Below are 21,167 nucleotides of genomic sequence, written 5' to 3' on the forward strand. Positions count from 1 at the left end.
CCGGACGAGTGGGCGGGTCATCCACTTTCACATCTTGCACATCACCCGAGGAGGGAACCATGTCCGTTCCGCTGTATGTCCCCGCCGGTGAAGGCGAATACGTCGACATCCGGGACACGAAGAGGACGTACCTGAAGCTCACCACTCCCGAGTCCAACGGGGAGTTCGGCTTCTTCGAGCACCACATGGCCCCGGAGGCCAAGGGCGCGTCCCCGCACATCCACAAGCAGTCCACCGAGATGTTCTACGTGGTCAAGGGCGAGATCGAGTTCACCATCGGCGACCGCAAGGTGGTCGGTGAGCCGGGCGCGTTCGCCTACATCCCCAAGGGCGAGCCGCACGGCTTCACCAACCGGGGCACCGAGGACGCCACCCTGCTGATCATGTTCTATCCGATCTACGACCGTGAGGACTACTTCCGCGGCCTGGGACGCCTGACGGCCAACGGACGCAATCCCAGCATGGAAGAACTGCGCGAGCACATGGCCAAGTACGACCAGTTCATGGTCTGAGCCGCGTGGTCCGATCGTCCGGTCCACGCACATACGGGAATGAGCCGGGCCCGGCAGCGCACCTCGCTGCCGGGCCTCGAAGCGGTTGTGCCCTCAGTCCGCTTCGCTCTTCTTCATCTGAAGCCGCTGCCACTGCAACTCCCGTACCTGGTCGGCGAATTCGGGCACCGGACCGGCCACCTCCAGGCCGGGCACGACCTCCCGGATGGTCAGCGGGCTCAGGGGCGAGGTGGCGGGCACGCCCCACTCGGCCTTCCACTCCCGGGCCTGCCGGGACGAGCTCGCGTACACGATGCGACCGAGGCCGACCCACCCGTGGGCGGCCGCGCACATCGGGCAGTGCTCACCCGAGGTGTACACGGTCGCCGTGGCCCGCTCCCCCGGGGTCAGATGTGCTGCGGCCCACCGGGCGAGGGCGAACTCCGGATGCGCCGTCGGGTCGTTGGCGGACATCTCGCGGTTGCGGTCCTCGGCCCGGATGCCGCCGCCCGCGTCGACGAGCACGGACCCGTACGGCAGGTCACCGGCGTCCAGCGCCTCGGCCGCCAGTTCTACGCAGCGGCGCAGGTAGGGCAGATCGGCTTCGCCGACGCCTGAGAGATCGTGGTCGTGTGATGCCACTGCTGCTCCGTCTCTGTAAGGGTGCCGGAGAGAGGCCTGCCGGCTACGTCCGGTGTGCGGCCACCGTGGCCAGCGCCTGCCAGGCCGGCTCCGGTCGCAGCGTCTCGTCCGGATCGCCGTGGTACGGGTCGAGCAGCACGGTGTCGGCACCGGCCAGGCGCAGCTCCTCGATGTCCTCCAGGAACTGCTCGATGGTGCCTTCTCCGGCCCGGCGATCCGGGTGGTCGACCGGCTTTTCCGTGAGCTTGAGACGGATCCGCGGCGCCAGATCCGGTACGGGCATGCCGAGTTGGCCGGAGATTCCGCTCAGCCGGACCAGCGCTTCCCTGAACCAGGGCATCGTGAACCGCAGCGGATGCCACGGAGCGCCGAACCGCACGGCCCGGCGGATGGCCGCGTCGCTGTTCCCGCCGATCCAGATCGGAACCTGGCCGGAGCGGTAGTCGGCCTCGTTCTCCCAGGCGGCGCGCAGGGTTTGCAGGTGCTCGTCCGTCAGCGCGCCCCGTCGTTCGAAGGGGATGCCCAGCGCCTCGAACTCCTCGCGGGCCCAGCCGACCCCCACACCCAGGACCAGGCGGCCGCCGCTGAGTTCATGCAGGTTGGCAGCCATGCGGGCGACCAGCAGCGGGTGCCGGTAGGGGGTGATCAGGACGGTCGTCCCCAGCTTGATCCGGGTCGTGATGCCGGCCAGCCAGGCGAGCGTGGTGAAAGGTTCGTAGAAGGGTGCGGGATATTGCTCGGCGACATCCGGCGTGATCGCCACGTGATCGGACATCATCAGCAGATCGAAGCCGAGGCCCTCGACGGTTCCGGCCCAACGGGCGAAGTGATCCGGATTCGCCCCGGGCCCGAAGTTGGGGACGTTCACACCAATCCGCATGGCCGCCACCCTATAGCAGAGCCCCTTCTCCACCGCGCCTATAGGGAGCGGAAGTTAACTTCAGGGGTGGTAAAGGCCCCTGTCAGACGGGGTGTCGGCCACTAGTCTGACCTGTGCTCGCCCGCGCCCGGCCGAGGCCCTACAACCGTCCGCCCCCATCGGCCCGTTGACCGATATCGCGGACGCCCGTTGCCCGTTCATCACAGCACCAAGGAGCTCCCACATGAACCAGCAGCCCATCCTTGTCCTGGATGCCGCCGGGAGCAACCGGCACGCCGAAGACGCCGAACTGCGCTCGCGCGGCCCGGCCGCCCGCGTCGATGTCCTGGGCGTCGAGGCGTGGGCGGTGACCGACCCGATTCTGCTCAAACAGCTCCTCACCGACCCGCGTGTCTCCAAAGACCCACGGCAGCACTGGCCGCTGTTCCCCGACAAAATCCTCGGCATCTGGCCGCTCGCACTATGGGTGGCCGTCGACAACATGTTCACCGCCTTCGGCGGCGATCACCGGCGGCTGCGGCGTCTGGTCAGTCCGGCGTTCACCGCGCGCCGCATCGCGGCCCTGCAGCCGCGCATCGAGGAGATATCGCGGGCGCTGCTCGACGAGTTCGCCGCTGTTCCCGCCGGAGAGGCCATCGACCTGCGCGAGCGGTTCGCCTATCCGCTGCCGATCCGGGTCATCAGCGAACTGATGGGCCTTCCCGAGCACTCCAAGCCCAACTTCCGCCGTACCGTCGACCGCGTCTTCGACACCACGCTCAGCCTCGACGAGGCCGCCGCGAACACCCGGGAGGTGTACGCGATCATGGCCGACCTGGTCGCGGCCAAACGCGCGGAACCCGGCGAGGACATGACGTCCGTACTCATCGCCACCCGGGACGACGACGGCTCCGCGCTGACGGAGCAGGAGCTCCTCGACACGCTCCTCCTCGTGATCAGCGCGGGCTACGAGACCACCGTCAACCTCCTTGACCAGGCCATCGCCGCACTGCTCACCCATCCCGAACAACTCGCCCTGGTTCGCGAGGGCAAGGTCGCGTGGGCGGACGTCGTCGAAGAGACGCTGCGCTACGAGGCGCCGGTCGCGCACCTGCCGATGCGGTACGCCATCGAGGACATCACGCTGGAGCAGGGACTCGTGATCCGCCAGGGCGATGCGATCCTCGCCTCCTACGCGGCGGCGGGCCGCCACCCCGACCTGCACGGCCCGAGCGCCGAAACCTTCGACGTGACGCGGGTCAGCAAGACACACCTCGCTTTCGGCCACGGCGTCCACGTCTGCCTCGGCGCCGCCCTGGCCCGGATGGAGGCCGAAACCGCGCTCCAGGCACTGTTCACCCGCTTCCCGGACCTCACTTTCGCCGTCCCCGCCTCCGCCCTGAGCGCCGCGGAATCATTCATCTCCAACGGGCACCGGGAACTGCCCGTCATCCTGCGCCCCGCCACCGAGAACTGACGCAGCCCCCTCTACCTGTGCTGGTCCGTGTAGTGCGCGCGCAGCAGGTCGGCGCCCCAGTCGTGACGGACGTGCCGCCAGACCGAGTGGGCGTGGTTGCCGTCGTCCTGGGTGTTGTCGTACTCGATGAGGAAGTCCGGGGACCGCACGCAGTAATAGTGCCGGTCCCCGGGCGCGCGGCCACCGGCCCAGGCGAACGAGAGGGCATCCAGTCCACGCGCCACGGTGTCCGACCAGCACTCCCGCGCATACGCCGCGGGCGCCCGGTCAAGATAGCGGCGCACCAGGCGTGCGAGCAGCCGCTGCTGACCGGGCGTCATGTCACCGTGCCGCAAACCGGCCGGCAGCAGGTCCGGATCGGCGAACGGGTCATGGCGGGTCAAGATGTCGTCCGGAGGCGCGGCGGCGAACACCGCCTTCGCCCGCCGGCCGGCGTCCAGGTCCGTGACCAGTTCCCTGGCCAGATCTTCTTCCGGCCCCAGCAGCCGACGACCGGCCTGCGGACCGTCCGCGATACGCGCCGGCTCCGACCCGATGAAGTGCGGCGTCACCCGCATCCCGGCCGCCGTGATCAATACATGTACGGCGAGATGGTGACCGTTCATCCGCCACCCCCAGGGCCCCTCGCCGTCCGGGTCGCCAAGGAGCCGCACCCAGTAGCGGTCGCCGCCCGTGGCACCGGCCAGGGCACGACGGTGCCGCTCCACCTCGATCGCCCCACGCGCCAGCTCTGCCCCAGCCGCACTGTGCGCCGCGGCCAGCAGCGCGTCGACAGCCGCACGCTGCTCGCCGCCCAGCCCCTCGGTGGACAGCCCCGGCCGCGCGCCCGGCAGATACGTCCACTCCCGCCACTCGGGCGCATCCAACCGCGCGGGCCCCGCCCGCAACTCACGCACCTGCTCGGCATCCAGCACGGCCAGCAACGCACGGACGCCCTCGCGCATCTGCGCCGCCGCCACCGCCGATCGATCTCCGTCCACCGTCGCTCCTCCCCGTCGACGCCCGCTCAGGCGCACCCGTAGGGCGGTGCCGCCCCTGGTGACCCATGGTGCGGCATCGAGCAATCAGCAGGTGCCATTGAACTGCGGCCACGACGGCGGACGGCCGCACTCCGGCGAGGCGAGCCGGTGATGTGTCCGGCGCCGCGAGCGGTCACGGTCAGCTCTCCGCCTCAGCCGGCGGCGTTGCATCGCCTGCGTCGTAACCCTCGCGATGGGTGAGAACCTCCTCCATGTGGCCCTCCGCCCACTCCTTGATCCCCCGCATGACTCCCTGGAGCGAGCGACCGAGATCGGTCAGCTCATAGGTGACGGTGACGGGCACCGTGGGGGTCACGGTCCGGGTCACCATCCCGTCACGCTCGAGTGAGCGCAACGTCTGCGTCAGCATCTTCTGGCTCACGCCCGAGATCCGGCGTGCCAGCTCGGAGAAGCGCATGGGCCGCGGTTCACCCCCTGAGGCCACCCCGGGACGCGGGCCGTCCCCGCCCAGGGCGGCGAGCACAAGGGCGACCCACTTGTCGGAGATTCGCTCCAGGAGTTGGCGGCTGGGACATGCCGCGAGGAACGCGTCGTACTCCGCCTTGGCTACGGCCCTCCGCTGGGACGCGGTGCTGGTCGGCATGGGTCATCTCTTCCGCTCGGTGACTTACGCACCTCAAGGTGCCTACTTCCTGATGGGGAGCAGGTAACTCCATGCTGGTGCTGCACCACAGCGATGGCAAGACCACCTCACCAGGCCGTTACGAAGGAGCAGATCGCGATGAACCAGATGACATCCCGCCGGGCCGTAGTCCGCGTGCCGTCCGGGCCCCGGTCGATCGAGACCGTCACTGTCCCGGTACCGGATCCGGGGCCCGCGGAGATTCGCGTCAAGATTGCCGCCGCAGCGATCAACCCGGTCGACCTGGGGGTGGCCGGGGGCATCTTCCACCAGCTCGGAATGGTCCAGCAGCCGGACTACACCGGTCTCGGCTGGGACTTCGCCGGCACTGTCGATGCCGCCGGACCCGGCGTCGACCTCGAGGCCGGCACCCGTGTGGCCGGGTTCATCGACGGTTTCGACCGCGACCACGGATCCCATGCCGAGCACCTCGTCGTCCCCGCCGCGAATGTCGCCGTCGTTCCGGACGGCATGGACCTGGTCGAGGCGGCGGCGGTACCGCTCAACGCCACCGCCGCAGCCCAGCTCGTCGACCTCCTCGGTGAGGCATCGGGCGAGGCCCGGCGATTGCTGGTGACCGGCGCGGCCGGGGCGGTGGGCACGTACGTCGCCGTACTCGCCCGGGACCGCGGCTGGCAGGTGACGGGGATGGCCCGAGCGGCCGACGAGCCGTTCGTCCGGGGCCTCGGCATCGACTTCGCCACCGAACCCGGGCAGGGCTGGGACGCCGTTGCCGACGCCGGAGCCCTGCAGGAGAACGCCCTGCGCGCGGTGCGCGACGGCGGCCGATTCGTCGGCGTCCAGCCGGCCTCGCGGCTTCCCGAGGAGCGCGGCATCACCGTCGAGGTCCTGTTCGCCCGTCCCGACGGTGCATTGCTCGCCCTCTTGCTCGCCCGGACGGCAACGGGCGAACTGCCGACCCGCGTCCACGCCGTCACACCACTCGCCGAAGCAACCGCTGCCTACGAGGCGGTGGCCAAGGGCGGTATCCGCGGCCGGATCGTGCTCGTGCCCTGACTGGGCCGCCGAGCACCCGTTGAGGGCAGCCCATGTTGGCGCGTGGGCACGGGCTTGTCGCCTGTCACATCGGGAGGGAGAACAGGCGCACCGGCTCCGCGGGCCAGTCTGCATCGTCGTGCAGGGGCGTCACCATGGTCCGCAGGGGCATGGTGACCACGCGGCTTCCGGGTTGTTCGACGCGTACGTCCTTCTCCAGCAGGTGCCATCCGAGCCGCTGGTAGAGCGGCACCAGGGGAGGTCTGCAGAACAGGAGCGCGTGCTGTGGCCCCATGGTGCGCGCGTGGTCCAGTGCCGCTGCCAGGACGAGCCGAGCCAGCCCCTGCCCTTGCATGTCGGGGGCGACGGCCACCCCGCCGACGCCCACCACCTCTGTCTCGGCATCACCGACCGAAACGGGCAGCCGCAGCAGACCCACGTGGGCCACGAGCCGGTCGCCGTGTCTGACGCCGAAGTGTTCCTCCTTGGGCAGCCAGGACAGGCCGGCGGCGGCAACCCCGAAGGGGTCATCGCCGGCGCCGAGTATCTCCTCCTGGTCCGCCTTCGTGTACTGGGGGAGCCGCACCGGCACGGGTGCCGGGGAGGCTTGGGCGAGAGACCGCGCTATGGCGATGTCGTCGCGGAGTGCGCTCAGCCGGGGCGGGGTGCGGGAATCGTCGAGGACAACGGCATGCAGGCGATCGCCGACCCGGGGAGGGGGTACCTCCGCTGACGACCAGGACGGATGCTTTGCCTGGTCTACGAAGCCTGTGGTGCCGTCCGCATCGACTTGTGAGCCGACGGGCGCGACGGCCGTGACGACGACGTCGATCTCCTGGTGATTCACCAGTCTCATGAGGGCGCTCCCAATGGTGCTGTCGGTTCTGTCGAGTTAAGGGAAAGGACGGAGTTGCTCAACTGCACTGCCACGTGAACATCGCGCGCTCGAATCGGCATTCCGCCAGGTCCTCGGGGCGAATGAGCCAGTACAGGGCGCCGCCGTCCCCCCACATCATGTCGGCGGCATCATCGCTGTCGAACTGCGCTAGCAGCACCCAGTTGCCGCTCTCGACAGCGAGGGAAAGGCCCTCCCCCGACGCGGCATCGTCCAGGACCGCTGCCGCGATCTCGATCTCCACCGGGTCCTGTATCGCGTGGGCATGGCCGCCGATCTGATGGCCCACCCCTTCGTCGAACTCCCATATCGCCTCGAGGAAGCCCTGCGTACACACCGGGTGGTCGTACCGGTGGCCCAATGGAGCCCCGGGAGCAAAGGCGTCCCGGACCTGAGGGTGCCAGGGCTCGGCCGCGGTCATGCTCGGCCGCGCAGTGAGGGGGACCCGGGGGGAGGGCTTGAGGCCCGCCGGCGCAGCACGCTCGGCACTCGCCCCGTCGGCCGCGGTGTAGAGGACGCAGGCGCCTTGCCGGGTTTCGCGGTCTTCAGGCAGTACGAGAGCCTCGCCGTCATCCAGCTGACCGTCGAAGTAGAAGAAGGACAGGGTTCCCTCGGTCGGCAGCGCGATGTCCGCCGCACCTGCGGGCAGCTTGGCGCAGTCCACCGAGGCGATGAACGACAGCGGCCCGTGCCCGTCCCACGAAGGCCACTTCACCTCGGTCGGCAACTGCGGCAAGCCTCCGAGCTGCCCCACGGTGACATCTGCGGCCTCGGCCCTCTCCAGGCGAACAGCCGGACGGAGCAGTCCGACCCACCGCACTGCGACATCGGGCGGCAGGTGGTGATGAGCGAGGGCGCCCAGGGCTTCGGAGGATCCGTGCGTCATGCCCTCGATCATGCACCGGGCCACTGACATTCCCGAGACTTGGCGACCCGCACGGGCGCTGCGGGCGGGTCAGTCTTCGATATGACCCTCCGGCGCCGTCAATCACAGCCAACGGGCGCGGAGTTGGGAGGCGGCAGTTCCCGTCATGCTCAGCCGAACCGCAGGATGCGCGGGGCGAAGGTTCCCTCGGGGCCGTCGGCCCTGCCGACCGACCACACCGTCTCCGTGCCCGGCACCGGCGTCAGCCGCAGCACCCAGGACTCGCCCTCTCCGGCCACGGCCGGTTCGCTGTGCTCGGTGAATGTTTGTCCGTTCCAGGCAAGGAAATCCGGGCCCGGGACAAGCGGCGGATTGCTGCCCGGCGGGGCCCACTTCTGCGAGCGGGCCACCGAGACCCAGCCCAGCTCGCCGGACGAAGTGGGGGCCAGCGAGTTGATGGAGCCGAAGTCGGTGGGGACGGTCACCCGGTTCCAGGCCTGTCCGTCGAAGCGGACCAGCAGAGGCGGGATCGGCCGGCCCGGCGGGCCGCCGACGAACCCCTCCGTGCCACCCGCCCATATCTCCGTCGGCGATACGACCAGCACGCTGCTCACGCCCGACCGCGGGAACCCGTTCACGATCGTCTGCTGCCATGCCTGCCCGTCCCAGTGCGACACGGCCGCACCGGAGTTGGTGGCACCCGCGGCCCAGACGTCGTCGGCCCCCAGAATGTGCAGGCCGAACACGGATCCCGGCGGCACCGGCACGTCCCGCCAGTTGCTCCCGTCCCGGCGCAGCAACACCTGCGCGCCGTCCCGCGATCCGATCAGCCAGGTCTCACCGCCGCCGGTGACGACTTTGGTCAGCACGACTCCGGCCGGTGGCCGGCTCTCCTTCCAGGCTTTGCCGTCGTAGCGGAGCAGACGGGCGCCACCCGCCGAGTCGCGGCCGACCGACCAGACCGCGGTCGGTGAGGTCGCGGCGATGGACAGCAACTCCCCCTGCCAGCCGACCCCGCGCAGGCTCTGGCGCTGCCACGCGGTTCCGTCCCAGCGCAGCATCAGCGGATAGCCCGGTGCCTCGCGGCCCACCGCGTCGGTGCCCACCGCCCACGCCCGGTCCGGCCCGAACGCCACAGCCTCGTTCAGCCCGGCCTGCGGGCGCACCTGGGCCGGGACCGGAACGTGCTGCCAGGACCGGGTCTCCGCCGCGGCCGGGCTCATGACGGCCGTGAGGGCCATGACGACGGCGAGAGCCGCGACGAGGATTCCGCGTGCCCCGGGGAGTCTGCCCGCCTTGGGAAGTCTGCCTGCCGTGGGAAGTCTGCGTGCCATGGTCAGCCTCCGAGCCGCTCACTCATCAGGTTCGGTTTCGAGCCGTAGATCTCGGCGGTCCCGAAGGACAGCAGTGAGGGCCCGGCGCTCGCCAGTGCCCGCGGTTTGACGTCGATCGCGTTCGTGCGCTCGGGGCCGTAGGAGTAGCTGGTGCGGTTGCCGTCCACCCGTGCGTACTTGGACTGGAACGCGCGGTCACTGCGCACCGGCAGCCACAGCGCGCCGTCCGGGCCGCGCACCATGGCCTCGGTGGAGGTGTCGCCCAGCGGCGGGTAGGTGGTGCGCCAGGCGTGCCCGTCGAAGGTCATCAGGTAGGTGCGGGCCACGCCGTCGGTGTACTGGCTGCCGCTGATGGTGACCCGGCCGGACGGTTCGAGCAGGATCGTGTGGATGTTGCTGTTCGGCGGCAGCGGTACCTTCGCGTCGCGCCATGCCGTGCCGTCCCAGCGCAGGACAGCGGTTCCGGTATTGGTGTCCGCCCATGCCCAGGTGTCGGTGGCAGTACGCGCGGTGATTCCCATCAGGTACAGCACCCCGTCCGGGACCGCCTGCGTGGTCCACGCGGAACCGTCGTAGTGCAGGACTTTGAGCCCGGTGTCGTCCTCACCGACCACCCACGCGGCACCTGATACCGCGGTGAAGTCCTGGTAGGTCCACAGGGTTTGCGGCAGCGGGACGACACTCCATCCGCTCGCCGACCGGCGCAGTATCTCGCCCTCCCCCGCGCGGTTGTTGTGGAGGATCCACTCCTCCTTGCCGACGAACTGCACCTTGCCGAGCCAGCCCGGCTCATCGGCGCCGGGGAAGGTGGTGTCGCGGTTCCACGCGGTGCCGTTCCACCGGTACAGCAGCGGCCGCAGTCCGTCGGCGGCCTGTTCGTACCCGGTCCCCCACGCCTCGCCCGGTCCGCGGGCGGCGAGATCGGTCACGGTCACCGGCGGGGTTGCCGCCGCGGGCACCGGGAGCGCCGACCAACTCGGTTTGGCCGGGGCGGCCGTGGTCACGGCCGCGGCGGGTGCCACGAGCGCGGCACACGCGAGCGCCAGGCCGGCCATGACCACACGGAGACCGTTCACGAGACCCCCCAGTACGCGAAGGTCGCACAGCATATTGGCATGCACACGCCCGCCAATAGGCGGCATTCAGCCGAACGCGGTTCCTGCCGGAGACCCGGGTGGCGTAGAACTCCGTTATCTGCGGGCACAGTTGACGCACAGAGGGGCCTGTGGCTCTGCAGCCGGTCCGCGGGCGGATCGAGTGCAGGGCCACAGGCCCCTCGTGCTGCCGCTGCGGGCCGGGCGATGCCCGGCCCGCAGAGCGCGTGGGCTCAGCCGTTGTTGGAGCCGTTGCCCGAAAGCGCCGGGATGTCACTGAGGATGTGCGACAGCGGCTCGTCCTGCTTGCCCTGCGTGGAGTTCTCGGCACACTGCTGGTTCTGCGGCGCCGAGAGGACCGGGATGTCCTGAACCGCGATCGGCACGAGGCCGACGAGGGAGCCCACGTTCGCCTTGACGGGCACACCGAGGCAGAGCTTGTTCAAAGAGCCCTGGACCAGGCTCCCCTGCAGGCTCATGTCCCCGTCGGTGGCGCTGTTGCCGAACGCCGTCTCGGCACCGTTGCCGCTGAGCGAGGTGGTGCCGGTGTCGTCACCGATGGCGACCGCGCTGCCGGCGCTGCCGGCCAGGGCGACGGCGGCAAGGCTCAGGGCGAGGGGGAGATTACGGGTACGCATGTCACTCCAGAACGAAACGTGAGTTGCTAGGAGGGGCCAGTACATCCGCCAATGCCCCGGTTCTGCTCCTATTCACCCGTTAGCGGAGTGTCGGCGGAGCCGGGCTGACGCAGGCTGTCATGACCCGCCCCAGCGGCGCGGCACGAGCCTCCGCCGCGCCCGGAACCACCGCCGCACCGCGCCGCGTTGATCGCACGCGTCGAACTCCCCGGAGGTCACCCGTCCAGGGTCGGAGCACCCTTGGAGCGCATCCATACGCAGATGGTCTCGATGGCATCGAGAAGGTCCTGCCCGGTATGAAGATCGCGGTGCTCTTGTCGGACAACTCCTGTTGCCACGTTCCCGTACATCAACTCCGCTTCCCCGCTGATCCAGACGATGAGCTGGGCTCCGTGGTCACCGACTTCGAGGGTCATCCAGGCGCTGGACTTGCACCAGTCCGCGGGCGACCGCCCGATGACACCCGTGATTCCGCAGGACTGCAGGTGTTGATCATGCCCGGCGAACCACGCCATGAGCCTCTGCGGCAGGTCAGTCACGGCAAGCCGCCCTCTTCGCTCTGTCTCCGACCACGGCCTGGTCGCACGGACCAGAAATAATGCCAGCGCCGGGTGCGAGGATCACCCGCATGGGCGCGACGCCGGCTAGGCCGCAACGGCTCGTGCCTTGGACGCCATCACCCACGCCTGAGACACAACCCCTCTCAGAGGGAGCGCAGAGACCCCGCGTTCCCGCCAGCACGCGTGATGACGATCACCCCGCTGTCTTCGTGCCGGTGTCAACCGGAGCGGGGGCGGCGGGCGTATGCCTGGTGAAGCGAGAGAGATCCAGGAGTGGCCGTTGACCGTCGAGGAGTTCGAGAAGTTCTATGCCCAGACGGTCACGCGTCTCACGGGGCAGCTGTACGTGATGCTCGGCGACCTGCACGAGGCACAGGACGTCGTACAGGAGGCGTTCGTGCGGGCCTGGCGGCATCGGCGCCGGCTCGATCGTGACGGGCAGCCCGAGGCGTGGATCCGTACCACCGCCTGGCGCCTCGCGGTGAGCCGCTGGCGGTCTCGGCGGCGTACCACCGAGGCCTGGCAGCGCAGCAGCGCTCCGCCGGACACCGAAGGCCCCGGCCCCGAGGCCGTGGTGCTCGTGGACGCACTGCGCACCCTGCCCGCCCAGCAGCGCCGCACGATGACCCTGCACTACCTGTGCGATCTGAGCATCGAGCAGATCGCCGGGGAGACCGGGCTGTCCAACGGCACGATCAAGACGCACCTGTTCCGCGGGCGGGCCGCGCTCGCCAGTCGCCTCGAGGACCCGCGCATCGAGGAGGAGGCTTTCGATGTCTGATTCCCACGACCCGTTGCGCTCTCTGTTCCATGAGGCCGCCGACCACGGCCAGGCCCAGGCAGGCCCTGCGCCGTTCACGCAGATCGCCGAGCGCGGCAAGAGGGCGCAGCGACGCCGGCACGCCGTGGTCGCGCTTGCCGCGTGCCTGGTCCTGGGCGCCGGTGGAGCGGCCGCGGCCGCACTGCTGCCGGGCGACCCGGCACCGGTACCCCCGGCGAACGCACCGTCCCAGCCCGCACCGTCCCCGATGGATACCGCCCCGCCGCCCTCCTCCACACCTTCGGACGACCCCTCCCGCTACGTCAGCACGAGCCCGCCCCCGCGCTGATCCCGCGCCCCCGGCTCCACGACCGGCCGCTCCGCGCGCCCCTGTTCTGACACCCCGTGACCCGGCGGGCCCCACCGGCCTATGCCGCATGCTCACGCACACCCAGAAGAGTCCCTTATGCCCCCTTTCATACCCTCGCCGGCCACGCGGCCGTCCGAGCGTCCGATCGCCCCCGTACATCCCGGCAAGGACCACAAGCCGCCACCCGCTGAACCGCCGTCCCTCCGCTCGGGCCACGCAGCCCTGCGGCTGTCACCCGCCGATCGCGAAGTGCTGTGGCTGTACCTGCTGACACGCCTGGCCATCTGGATCACCGCCTACTGCGCCCGCTGGCTCTTTCCCGACACCCCCGACGCCCGGCAGCCCGACAGCGTCCTGGCCCCCTTCCAGCACTGGGACTGGGCCCACTACATGCACATCGCGCGCGACGGCTACTTCCCCGACGGAGCCGGTCCCGCGCTCAGCACCTGGGACAACCGGGAGGCCTTCTTCCCCGGCTTTCCGCTCCTGTTGCGCGCCGTGCACCTCGTGGTCCCGCACTGGACCGCGGCGGGCCTGCTGATCTCGTTCGCCGCGGGGGCCGTCGCGGTCCTCGCGCTGGCCCGCATCGCCCGCCTCCAACTGCGCCACCCGTCCGCAGGCCGGCGCGCCGCCCTGTTCCTGCTCCTTTCACCGTGCGCCGTGTTCCTGGCCGTCGGCTACACCGAGGCCCTCTTCCTCGCCCTGGCGCTGCCCGCCTGGCTCGCGGCCCAGCGGCACCACTGGCCCCTCGCCGCCACCCTGGCGGCCCTCGCGAGCACCGTCCGGGTCACCGGGCTCTTCCTGGCGGCGGCCATCGCCCTGCACTTCGTGCTCACCGCCCGCACCCACCGGCGCTGGCCGGCATTGCCGTGGCTGGCTCTGCCCGCACTCCCGGCCGCCCTCTACAGCTGGTACCTGCACGCACACACCGGTGACTGGATGGCCTGGCAGCGTGCTCAGGAACGCGGCTGGCACCGCACCTTCCACGCCCCGTGGGATGCGTGGTCCCGCACCTGGGAATCCGCCTTCTCCCACACCCAGGCCACCGGGTACGCCGGTATGTTCCAGGCCGAACTCCTCGCCATGGCAGCGGGTCTGCTCCTGCTGGCCCTGCTGATCCGGCGCCGACACTGGCCCGAAGTCCTCTACCTCGCCCTCAACCTCTGGGCGCTCGGCACCTCGTACTGGTACATGTCCATCCCCCGCGCCACCCTCGTGTGGTGGCCGCTGTGGATCGCACTGGCGGCCTGGAGCCTGCGCCGCCCGCGGCTCACCACGATCTGCCTGTGCCTGGGCGTTCCGCTCACGACGATCGTCACCCTCACCTTCCTTACGGGGCGCTGGGCGGGATGAGTGGTCCACACGTCCAGGCCGTCCGCTTGAAAACCGTTCGCCACCGGGAGTCTTCTCGCCGAAACTGGTGGGCCGATCACACCGGACAGGACCGGACAGGAAGAGTGGCCAGCGCTGACGTACAACCGTGACACCTTGCCCTTCCCCGAGAACCGTGTGCCCCCCACCACCTACGAGCGCATGCGGAACTGGGACGAACTCGACCCGGTCCGCCACCCGTTCGCCTGGGACGAGGACGAGGACGCCTGCCTGCGCTCGCTGGTCCGCGAGTGGGTGCCACCCGTGCTTTCCGGTATGGCCGGCTGGTGGGAGGGCGAACGCTGGTGTGAACGCCAGATCGAAGCGATCATCCTTGAGCGGTACGGCAATTGGGCCTGGGGATGGAGCTGGTGCTACCGCTACGGCGGGCCCATCGGTAACTGGGTCACCGGGCCAAGCTCGGTGACAACCCCTGACGAAACCGCGGCACGTGTCGTGGCCGCACTGTTGGAGTGGCGTGAGTGGTTGGAGCAGATGGCTCAGCGCTTCGCCGAACTGGCGCCGCCGACGGACGCCTCACCCGAGGATCGCAGTTGGCACCTGGAGCGGGCCTGCGTCCGGCTCGTGACGCACACGCTGGACTCGGGAGCGGAGGGCGGCTGGCACCGGCAGGCCTCGACAGTTCTGGGCTGGTTCCTCACCACCACCGGAATGGACCAGGCCGAAGCAGAGCGAGCAGTGGAGAGCGCGATCGGCGGCCGGTTCCAGAGCTGGGTCGCCCCCGGGCGGACACTGATCGAATCCGTCGGCGACGACCTCGCCGTCGGGCTCACCAGCCACGCCCCCTACCGGGACCACCGTGAGAGGGCGGCTCTGGAGGAGCTCCATGACCGCTACTGACAGCCTTTCGGTGTGGCTGCGCGTGCGCGGTGAGGCCGACTGGCACCACGCACCAGTGCTGCGGCGTGTGCTGCCTGCGAGCGACGGGTTCCGGACTTGGTGCGAAGGCCCGGTGCGCCGACGCGACCCGGTTCGCGCCGAGCGCCTGCTCGCCGCCCACACCCTGGCGCGGGCCGATGCCGCACGCCGCGCCCCGCTGGACTTCGCCCTGCTGGCCACCTGGCAGCGCGCGATCCTCGGCGCGCCGGAGGCACCGTTCCGCACGAGCGACGCTTACGCGAAGGCCGGTCGCGAGCGTTACGCCCTGACCCCGCACACCCGGGCCGACTTCGCTTCCTGCCTGCGCGAGGTGACCGCCCCGGACATCCCGCTGGCGTCCCGCGCGGCCCGCGCATACCTCGACGTGGCGTTCTTCCACCCCTTCACCGATGGCAACGCCCGCGCCGCCCTGCTGGCCTTGGTCCACGTCCTGGCCCGAGAGGACATCGTCCTTCCCGAGGTCGGTCCGCTCCAGACGACCCGCTATGCGGATGACCCGGAGGGTGCCGCCGACCTTGCCACTCTCATCGGGGTCCTCAACCGCCGTCGGCACTGACGCCTTCGGGCGTCCGCCGCTCCCCGGAATACGCGGTTCACACTGCTCGCTCCTCGCTGCGCTGTCAGTGGGCTGAAGTACGCTTCGCGGCACTGCACTTCCATTGTGAGGACCAAGAGAAGTTGACTGACCAGACCGCCTTCCCGCTGCCCTTTTCCGGAGCCGGTTCCACCCCTGGTTCCCGCGTAGCGTCCCTCGCGATACCCCGGACTCTGCGCGAGTTGCAGATGATGGAGTGCAGCGCCGCCATTCGGGAAAAGCCGTCGTGGTTCGTCAAGATGAACGACCCCGGGATTGTCGCCAAATGGACGCGGGAAGCTACTGCCCAGGGCATGACCGAAGCGCAGGTTCGTTATGTTCTCGACGAACTCGCCTATTACGCCGGGCTGCGTGACGAACGTACCGGCATCGAGGTGTCCGGCGTCGACGGGGTCTATCAGTCGGACACACTGGTCGACGACGAGCTGAGATCCCGCTTGCGCGAGGCGGTACGGGTCCTGGAAGAGGTCCCCGATGCGGAGAAGGACTGGCATCCGGGTTCCGACGGCCAGGTTTTGGACCTGGTTCACCCCTCCCTGTTCTGCCTCGTACGCGAGGTGAGCAATGCGCCGGAGGCATCCTGGCAATTCACGCCGACATACTGGTCGAAGCACGAATTCTCGGAGAAGTTCCAGTGGTTGCCCACGGATGTGAAGGTCGGCGACGACGGCGACGTGTCCTTCCTTTCGTACGTCAACAACGTCCACCCCGAGGATCATCGCGAACTCGCCTCTGTGCTGCCGGCCCTGTTCGCCCGCATGCGCCCGCTGTGGGAGAACGTGCTCACCGATCTGCGCCATCCGCGGCCGCTGCGGATCAAGGCCAATCCCTACTCGTGGTACGAGGGCAGCGAGCCGGTCGAACCCGACACCGATGACGACGATGCCCACGACGCGTATGAAAGGGCCATGGACGACTGGTGGGACAACCGCGTACCGGCCGTCCCCGACGCCTCGGCCTTCGTCCCGCCCGCGGCGCCCGACGACTCCGCCCGGGTCGACCTGCGCGGCCGCCGCCTCCAGGTCATCGCCAAGCTCGCCACGATCCACCTCACCCCGGAGAAGCCCGAGTACGAGGGCGGTTCCTGGCACGTCGAGGGGATGCTGAACGAGCGGATCGTCTCGACCGGCATCTATTACTGGGACAGCGAGAACATCACGGAAAGCCGGCTGAGTTTCCGGTCGGCCCTCGACGACCCGGAATACGAGCAGAACGACAGCAACGGCATGAGTGAGGTCTACGGCCTGGACGACGAAGACCCTCTGAATCAGGTCCTTGGATCGGCATCCACCCCGGCAGGCCGCTGCCTGGCATTCCCGAACATCCTGCAGCACCGCGTCGGACCGTTCCGCCTCGCCGACCCCGACCGGCCCGGACACCGCAAGATCCTCGCGTTCTTCTTGGTCGACCCGACGCAGACCATCGTCTCGACCTCCGACGTACCACCGCAGCAGCCGTGGTCCGACACCTCGACCATGACGCTGGAGCAGGCCGGGGAATACCGCGAACAGCTCATGCGGGAACGCAAGTTCTTCGTCGACGAGCACAACGAGCGGGTCTACGAGCGTGAGTTCTCGCTCTGCGAGCACTGAACCCCGACAGCCGAGCCCGGCTCGGTCGGCCCGTGTACCGGGTTTCGAGGCCGTCTGCCTCTGATGCTGATCGTCTTGTGGGGAGCGCGCCGCTGCGTCATCGTGGGTCACGGTCCGGGTTGCGTCGGTCCGGCCCGCGGGGGCGACAAGGGGGGTTCAACAATGGAGCCTGGAGTTCCGGCACCCAGAAACGAACCGACGGGGCTGCGCGCCACCCAGCCGGCCAACATCACCTGGGAGCGATTACAGGACCAGATGGGCTGGTTCGACCGGAAGAGCAGCGGCGCGCAACGACAGTTCAAGCGCTTGAAGATGGTCACACTGTTCCTGGCGGCAGGCCTGCCCGTCGCCGTCGCCGCGTCCGCCCCCAACTGGGTTGTCGCCGCCATGGGAGCCCTGGTCGCGGTCATCGAGGGAGCGCAGCAGCTCTTCAAGTTCCAGGAGAACTGGATCAGGTACCGGGCGGTGTGCGAGAGCCTGCGCCGCGAGCAGTATCTGTATCTCGCGCACGGGGGGCACTATGCCGAAGCGGAGAATGCCGACGTCCTGCTCGCCGAACAGGTAGAAAAGATCACGAGCCAGGAGAACGCCCTGTGGGCAGAGCGTGAGATGCCGTGATCGTACTCTTCGCCGGCCGACGCCCCTCGGGGGCGGACGGTGCGTTCCCCGAGACCGGAGTGGCCTGGCTGGAGGAAAGGCTGGAGCGGCTCTTCGCGGGGCTGCGTCCGAGGCTCGCCGTGGGCTCCGCCGCGGCGGGCGCCGACCTGCTGTCCCTTGCTGCCGCACTGCGCGCCAGGGCCGAGGTCGACCTCCTTCTCACCGAGGACATCGACGCCTTCGTGGCGGCCTCGGTCGCGGACAAAGGACCTGAATGGGTGCGGGCGTTCCAGGACCTCTCCCGCAGCCCCGGTGTGCGGCTGCACCCTGTCGCGGGGGCATCGGAGGACGATGACGGGTTTCGCGCGGTCAACCACGCGCTACTCGATCACGCGCGCGCCCGCTTGCGGGCCGACGACGCGCAGGGGCGCAATCCGGAGGAGCTCGTGGTCGTCGCGGTGACCGGCGGCCGCCGAGCGGGAGAGGATCACACGGAGTCGCTGGCCGATTCGGCCGAGAGACTGGGCCACCTGGTGCTGCGCCTCGATCCCTCGGCGAGCAAGGAGGCCTCTCCCACGGCCTTCGTGGCCATGCCGTACGGCAGCAAGCGGGACACCACGCGTGAACTCAAACGGTTCGAGGCGAACGAGACCTGGAACAGGGTCCTCGTGCCCGCCCTCCTCGACAGCGGGTACCGGCCGATACGCACCGACCTCGACTCAGGCCTGGAGGCGATCGACGCACGCATGCTGCACAGCATCAACACCGCCGACCTGTTCGTGGCCGATCTCGCCACGTTCAACCCCAACGTCCTGTGGGAACTGGGCGTACGGCACGCCTGGCGGCGCTCGGGCACACTCATCATGGCGCCACGCTGGGTCACTCCCCCCTTCGACCTGGGCCACGCCACCGTCAAGCGCTACGAACGCGGTATGACCAGGGTCAGCGACCGGCAGGCAGTCGCGGCGATCCGCATGCTGAGGCCCGCGTTGACCGCATCGAAACGCGGGGCCGACAGTCCCGTATGGGCGGTGTTCCCGATGCTGGAACCCGTACGGCTGCCTTCCGACCACGACGCGGAACTCATCTCCCAACTCACGCGCTACACAGAAGAGATCTCCCTGGCAGCCGACTTGCACGACGTCGAGCAGCTGATCGCCATCGCCGCACGCGTGCGGCACAACGAGCTGCCCGACACCAGCCGTGACGCCCTGCTGGAGCAGATCGGGCTTGCCCTTGTCACGCTGGACCGCTTCGAGGAGGGGCGGGACCTGCTGGCCCCGCTCGCCGAGGCCGACATCTCCTTCGCGCGGGTCCGCATGCAACAGCGGTACGCCCTCACACTGATCCACCGCCCCGGGACACCCCTTGAACGGCTGCCCTGCCTGCGGGAGGCCGAGCGCAGGCTCCGGCGACTCGACGCCCTGCACCCGGACTCCTCGGAGACCTGGGGGCTGCTGGGCAGCGCGGCCAAGCGTGCCTTCGAAGTCGCCCTGCATCTCGGCGAGAACAACGCCCGGCATTCTCTGGACCGTGCCATCGACGCCTATCGCAGCGGCATGGCGGCCGATCCGGGAGACCACTACCCGGGGATCAACGCGGTCGCGCTCCTGAGGCTGCGCGGACAGCACTTCGGCGGCGGCCAGGGCGACGTGGCGGAGGCCGAATCGCTGCTGCCGGTGGTCCGCTTCGCCGTGAAGCGCCGCCAGATCGGTCCGCAGGACACATGGGAGCACGCAAGCCTGGCGGAACTCGATCTGCACCGACACTTGTTGGGCGGGGAGACGGAGAAGCCACCGGCCGGAGCAGCTCGCCACTACGCCGTAGCGGTTCAGTCCGCCGACGGCGCAGAAATCTCCTCCATGCGCCGCCAGCTCGCCCTCTTTCTGGCCGCGGGAGACCCGCCTGCCGTAATCGAACCGCTGCTCGCCGCCGTTCGCATACCTGCCCGAGGAGACTGCCCATGACATCCGCAGCTGCGGCGCCGTACGTGATGGTGAGTTTCTCGAGCCGCGACGCTTCGAAGGTGGACGAACTTCTGGCAGAGCTCGACGCGCACAAGGTGAGCCACTTCGAGTACCGCCGTAACATCCGGCTCGGGCAGGACATCCTCGACACGGTCCGGGACGCGATCGAGCGGTCCACGCATGTCGTCATCTACCTCTCCCCCGCGAGCCTGGAGGCTCCCTGGGTGTGGCTGGAGGTGGGTATGGGCTTCGCCCGTGACAAGAGGCTGGTGTTCGTCCTCGACGAGGCACTCGGCCCGCTGCCCCTGCCGTTCGACGGCTTGCGGCACATCACCGGCCGCGGCGAGTACGCGCGGTTCGTGCGCGAACTGGCCTCCACCGCCACCTCGCTGATGCCTGACTTCCCGGCGGGCTCCGTGGAGGAAGCAGCCCGGGACAAGCTGTACTACTACCCCGGAGGATGGGTGCGGGCCATCCGGCTCTGGGGGGCCGAGGACGTGCACTTCAGCGAGGACAGAGTACGGGTCGAGTTCGACAACGCTCCGATGAAGACCCCGCCGGAACTCGCGCAGGCGAAGGAACGCGCGATCGAGGACAGAAAGCAGCGGGCACAAGAGACGGGGCAGGTGTTCTTCGACGGCCCGAACGTACGCCTGCGCAGCTTCAGGGCATCACCGGTCGACGAGACATCGGCACTCGAGGTACCGACACTCACGCTGCAACTGGGTCCGGTGGGGTGGTACGACTACGAGGGGCTCAACGAGGCGTTCAGGGAGGAGAACGGCGACTCGCCGCCGCTCGGAGTTTATGACCACTACCTGAAGCTCGACGCCCTGATCAGGGACGGCGATGTCTCCGGCAGCCGGTTGTCGAACATCATGGACAACGCAGTGACCATCGTCACCGAGGACGGCCATCTCCTCTACGGTCGGCGCACCCGCCGTGTGACGTACCCGGACAGTCTCACTTGCGCCGTCGCGGAGAACACCAACCGCTACCTGGACGACACTGATCCGCGTACCGGGCTGTTGATCAACCCGCATTCCGCCGCGGTGGACGGCCTGCCGGGGAACGCACTCAACGGGTCCTACGTGCCCAAGGGCGTCCCCAGCCCCTTCGCTGCCGTACGAAGAGGCCTGGCCAGTGAAGTCTCTCCGCGCATCGAAGCGCTGTGCCCGCCCTCCGCGGTCAAGGTCACCGGGTTGTCGTTCGGCCTGGAAATCCTCCACCCCGATCTGCTGTTCTGTGTCTTCGTCGCGGCGTCCCGGGACGAGATCCTGGCGATGCGTGCGCAGGAACCGGGCAGCGAGGCCTACGAGCAGGTCCTGATGAGCATGCCGGCGGACCGGGACGACCCCGAAACCGCCGCGATTCTCGGCAGCGGCGAGTGGGCGCAGGGCGGCAAGGCCTCGGTCGTGCGCGCACTCGAACTGGTCCACGCGGTCCGGCGCCGGCACAGGGGCTCCTTCGACGAGGCGTTCCGGGTGCTGCACGACGCATAG

The 21,167-nt window shown here is 69.3% G+C and carries 22 protein-coding genes; 12 read left to right on the plus strand and 10 right to left on the minus strand.

The window, feature by feature from the left end; genetic code table 11:
- The first annotated feature begins 59 nt into the window (after nt 1–59).
- Nucleotides 60–512: a cupin domain-containing protein gene (locus ACWFR3_RS32270; protein WP_361379215.1), complete on the plus strand. Its 453-nt coding sequence runs from the start codon at nt 60–62 to the stop codon at nt 510–512.
- A gap of 93 nt (nt 513–605) precedes the next feature.
- Here ACWFR3_RS32270 and ACWFR3_RS32275 read toward each other — a convergent pair whose 3' ends face one another.
- Both ACWFR3_RS32275 and ACWFR3_RS32280 read right to left on the minus strand, forming a co-directional pair.
- Nucleotides 606–1,133, minus strand: coding sequence for a nucleoside deaminase (locus ACWFR3_RS32275; protein ID WP_453738206.1), 528 nt, complete (start codon nt 1,131–1,133; stop codon nt 606–608).
- 43 nt (nt 1,134–1,176) lie between these two features.
- A complete protein-coding gene (locus ACWFR3_RS32280) occupies nt 1,177–2,013 on the minus strand; it encodes an LLM class flavin-dependent oxidoreductase (protein WP_453738207.1) in 837 nt (278 codons plus the stop codon).
- Nucleotides 2,014–2,236: 223 nt separating this feature from the next.
- Between ACWFR3_RS32280 and ACWFR3_RS32285 the strand changes: the two genes are divergently transcribed.
- Entirely contained in the window at nt 2,237–3,469 is a 1,233-nt protein-coding gene (locus tag ACWFR3_RS32285; protein WP_453738208.1) for a cytochrome P450 family protein, read from the plus strand.
- A gap of 11 nt (nt 3,470–3,480) precedes the next feature.
- Here the strand turns inward: ACWFR3_RS32285 and ACWFR3_RS32290 are convergent, their stop codons facing one another.
- Together ACWFR3_RS32290 and ACWFR3_RS32295 are read right to left on the minus strand one after the other, a co-directional pair.
- The gene (locus ACWFR3_RS32290; RefSeq protein ID WP_453738209.1) at nt 3,481–4,449 is read right to left on the minus strand and encodes a DUF3500 domain-containing protein; all 969 of its coding nucleotides are present in this window, start codon (nt 4,447–4,449) and stop codon (nt 3,481–3,483) included.
- A 178-nt stretch (nt 4,450–4,627) separates the two neighbouring features.
- Entirely contained in the window at nt 4,628–5,092 is a 465-nt protein-coding gene (locus ACWFR3_RS32295) for a winged helix-turn-helix transcriptional regulator (RefSeq protein ID WP_453738210.1), read from the minus strand.
- Nucleotides 5,093–5,230: 138 nt separating this feature from the next.
- On the opposite strand from ACWFR3_RS32295, the gene ACWFR3_RS32300 reads away from it, so the two are divergent.
- The gene (locus ACWFR3_RS32300; RefSeq protein ID WP_453738211.1) at nt 5,231–6,148 is read left to right on the plus strand and encodes an NADP-dependent oxidoreductase; all 918 of its coding nucleotides are present in this window, start codon (nt 5,231–5,233) and stop codon (nt 6,146–6,148) included.
- 64 nt (nt 6,149–6,212) lie between these two features.
- Here the strand turns inward: ACWFR3_RS32300 and ACWFR3_RS32305 are convergent, their stop codons facing one another.
- The 6 genes from ACWFR3_RS32305 to ACWFR3_RS32330 form a co-directional block, all read right to left on the minus strand.
- Nucleotides 6,213–6,713 carry a GNAT family N-acetyltransferase gene (locus ACWFR3_RS32305; RefSeq protein ID WP_453738251.1) on the minus strand — a complete coding sequence of 167 codons (501 nt, stop codon included), beginning with the start codon at nt 6,711–6,713 and terminating at the stop codon, nt 6,213–6,215.
- A 328-nt stretch (nt 6,714–7,041) separates the two neighbouring features.
- Nucleotides 7,042–7,908, minus strand: a complete 867-nt coding sequence (locus tag ACWFR3_RS32310) for a YwqG family protein (protein ID WP_453738212.1) — start codon at nt 7,906–7,908, stop codon at nt 7,042–7,044.
- A gap of 149 nt (nt 7,909–8,057) precedes the next feature.
- Nucleotides 8,058–9,221 carry a hypothetical protein gene (locus ACWFR3_RS32315; RefSeq protein ID WP_453738213.1) on the minus strand — a complete coding sequence of 388 codons (1,164 nt, stop codon included), beginning with the start codon at nt 9,219–9,221 and terminating at the stop codon, nt 8,058–8,060.
- 2 nt (nt 9,222–9,223) lie between these two features.
- Complete coding sequence (locus ACWFR3_RS32320; RefSeq protein WP_453738214.1) at nt 9,224–10,297, minus strand: hypothetical protein; 1,074 nt, start codon at nt 10,295–10,297, stop codon at nt 9,224–9,226.
- A gap of 251 nt (nt 10,298–10,548) precedes the next feature.
- A complete protein-coding gene (locus tag ACWFR3_RS32325) occupies nt 10,549–10,953 on the minus strand; it encodes a rodlin (protein WP_453738215.1) in 405 nt (134 codons plus the stop codon).
- Between the two features lie 215 nt (nt 10,954–11,168).
- Entirely contained in the window at nt 11,169–11,492 is a 324-nt protein-coding gene (locus ACWFR3_RS32330) for a hypothetical protein (RefSeq protein ID WP_453738216.1), read from the minus strand.
- 301 nt (nt 11,493–11,793) lie between these two features.
- Between ACWFR3_RS32330 and ACWFR3_RS32335 the strand changes: the two genes are divergently transcribed.
- From ACWFR3_RS32335 to ACWFR3_RS32375, 9 genes are all read left to right on the plus strand, one after another.
- Nucleotides 11,794–12,294 (plus strand): SigE family RNA polymerase sigma factor, encoded by a 501-nt coding sequence (locus ACWFR3_RS32335; protein WP_453738217.1) that lies wholly within the window; start codon nt 11,794–11,796, stop codon nt 12,292–12,294.
- Nucleotides 12,287–12,622: a hypothetical protein gene (locus ACWFR3_RS32340; protein ID WP_453738218.1), complete on the plus strand. Its 336-nt coding sequence runs from the start codon at nt 12,287–12,289 to the stop codon at nt 12,620–12,622. The genes ACWFR3_RS32335 and ACWFR3_RS32340 overlap by 8 nt, the downstream gene beginning before the upstream one ends.
- Nucleotides 12,623–12,739: 117 nt before the next feature.
- Nucleotides 12,740–13,996 (plus strand): mannosyltransferase family protein, encoded by a 1,257-nt coding sequence (locus ACWFR3_RS32345; RefSeq protein ID WP_453738219.1) that lies wholly within the window; start codon nt 12,740–12,742, stop codon nt 13,994–13,996.
- A gap of 135 nt (nt 13,997–14,131) precedes the next feature.
- Nucleotides 14,132–14,875 (plus strand): hypothetical protein, encoded by a 744-nt coding sequence (locus ACWFR3_RS32350; RefSeq protein ID WP_453738220.1) that lies wholly within the window; start codon nt 14,132–14,134, stop codon nt 14,873–14,875.
- Nucleotides 14,862–15,470 (plus strand): Fic family protein, encoded by a 609-nt coding sequence (locus ACWFR3_RS32355; RefSeq protein WP_453738221.1) that lies wholly within the window; start codon nt 14,862–14,864, stop codon nt 15,468–15,470. The genes ACWFR3_RS32350 and ACWFR3_RS32355 overlap by 14 nt, the downstream gene beginning before the upstream one ends.
- Before the next feature lie 122 nt (nt 15,471–15,592).
- A complete protein-coding gene (locus tag ACWFR3_RS32360; protein WP_453738222.1) occupies nt 15,593–17,101 on the plus strand; it encodes a DUF4246 domain-containing protein in 1,509 nt (502 codons plus the stop codon).
- A gap of 162 nt (nt 17,102–17,263) precedes the next feature.
- The gene (locus ACWFR3_RS32365) at nt 17,264–17,719 is read left to right on the plus strand and encodes a DUF4231 domain-containing protein (RefSeq protein ID WP_453738223.1); all 456 of its coding nucleotides are present in this window, start codon (nt 17,264–17,266) and stop codon (nt 17,717–17,719) included.
- Nucleotides 17,716–19,665 carry a TRAFs-binding domain-containing protein gene (locus ACWFR3_RS32370; protein ID WP_453738224.1) on the plus strand — a complete coding sequence of 650 codons (1,950 nt, stop codon included), beginning with the start codon at nt 17,716–17,718 and terminating at the stop codon, nt 19,663–19,665. The genes ACWFR3_RS32365 and ACWFR3_RS32370 overlap by 4 nt, the downstream gene beginning before the upstream one ends.
- Nucleotides 19,662–21,167, plus strand: coding sequence for a toll/interleukin-1 receptor domain-containing protein (locus ACWFR3_RS32375; protein WP_453738225.1), 1,506 nt, complete (start codon nt 19,662–19,664; stop codon nt 21,165–21,167). The genes ACWFR3_RS32370 and ACWFR3_RS32375 overlap by 4 nt, the downstream gene beginning before the upstream one ends.

The sequence above is a fragment of the Streptomyces sp. NPDC055189 genome, assembly GCF_053606765.1.

Coding starts and splice junctions, on each gene's coding strand:
- ACWFR3_RS32270 (WP_361379215.1), top strand. CDS start 60: ATGTCCGTTCCGCTGTATGTCCCCGCCGGTGAAGGCGAATACGTCGAC.
- ACWFR3_RS32280 (WP_453738207.1), bottom strand. CDS start 2,013: ATGCGGATTGGTGTGAACGTCCCCAACTTCGGGCCCGGGGCGAATCCG.
- ACWFR3_RS32285 (WP_453738208.1), top strand. CDS start 2,237: ATGAACCAGCAGCCCATCCTTGTCCTGGATGCCGCCGGGAGCAACCGG.
- ACWFR3_RS32295 (WP_453738210.1), bottom strand. CDS start 5,092: ATGCCGACCAGCACCGCGTCCCAGCGGAGGGCCGTAGCCAAGGCGGAG.
- ACWFR3_RS32300 (WP_453738211.1), top strand. CDS start 5,231: ATGAACCAGATGACATCCCGCCGGGCCGTAGTCCGCGTGCCGTCCGGG.
- ACWFR3_RS32310 (WP_453738212.1), bottom strand. CDS start 7,908: ATGACGCACGGATCCTCCGAAGCCCTGGGCGCCCTCGCTCATCACCAC.
- ACWFR3_RS32315 (WP_453738213.1), bottom strand. CDS start 9,221: ATGGCACGCAGACTTCCCACGGCAGGCAGACTTCCCAAGGCGGGCAGA.
- ACWFR3_RS32325 (WP_453738215.1), bottom strand. CDS start 10,953: ATGCGTACCCGTAATCTCCCCCTCGCCCTGAGCCTTGCCGCCGTCGCC.
- ACWFR3_RS32340 (WP_453738218.1), top strand. CDS start 12,287: ATGTCTGATTCCCACGACCCGTTGCGCTCTCTGTTCCATGAGGCCGCC.
- ACWFR3_RS32345 (WP_453738219.1), top strand. CDS start 12,740: ATGCCCCCTTTCATACCCTCGCCGGCCACGCGGCCGTCCGAGCGTCCG.
- ACWFR3_RS32355 (WP_453738221.1), top strand. CDS start 14,862: ATGACCGCTACTGACAGCCTTTCGGTGTGGCTGCGCGTGCGCGGTGAG.
- ACWFR3_RS32365 (WP_453738223.1), top strand. CDS start 17,264: ATGGAGCCTGGAGTTCCGGCACCCAGAAACGAACCGACGGGGCTGCGC.
- ACWFR3_RS32375 (WP_453738225.1), top strand. CDS start 19,662: ATGACATCCGCAGCTGCGGCGCCGTACGTGATGGTGAGTTTCTCGAGC.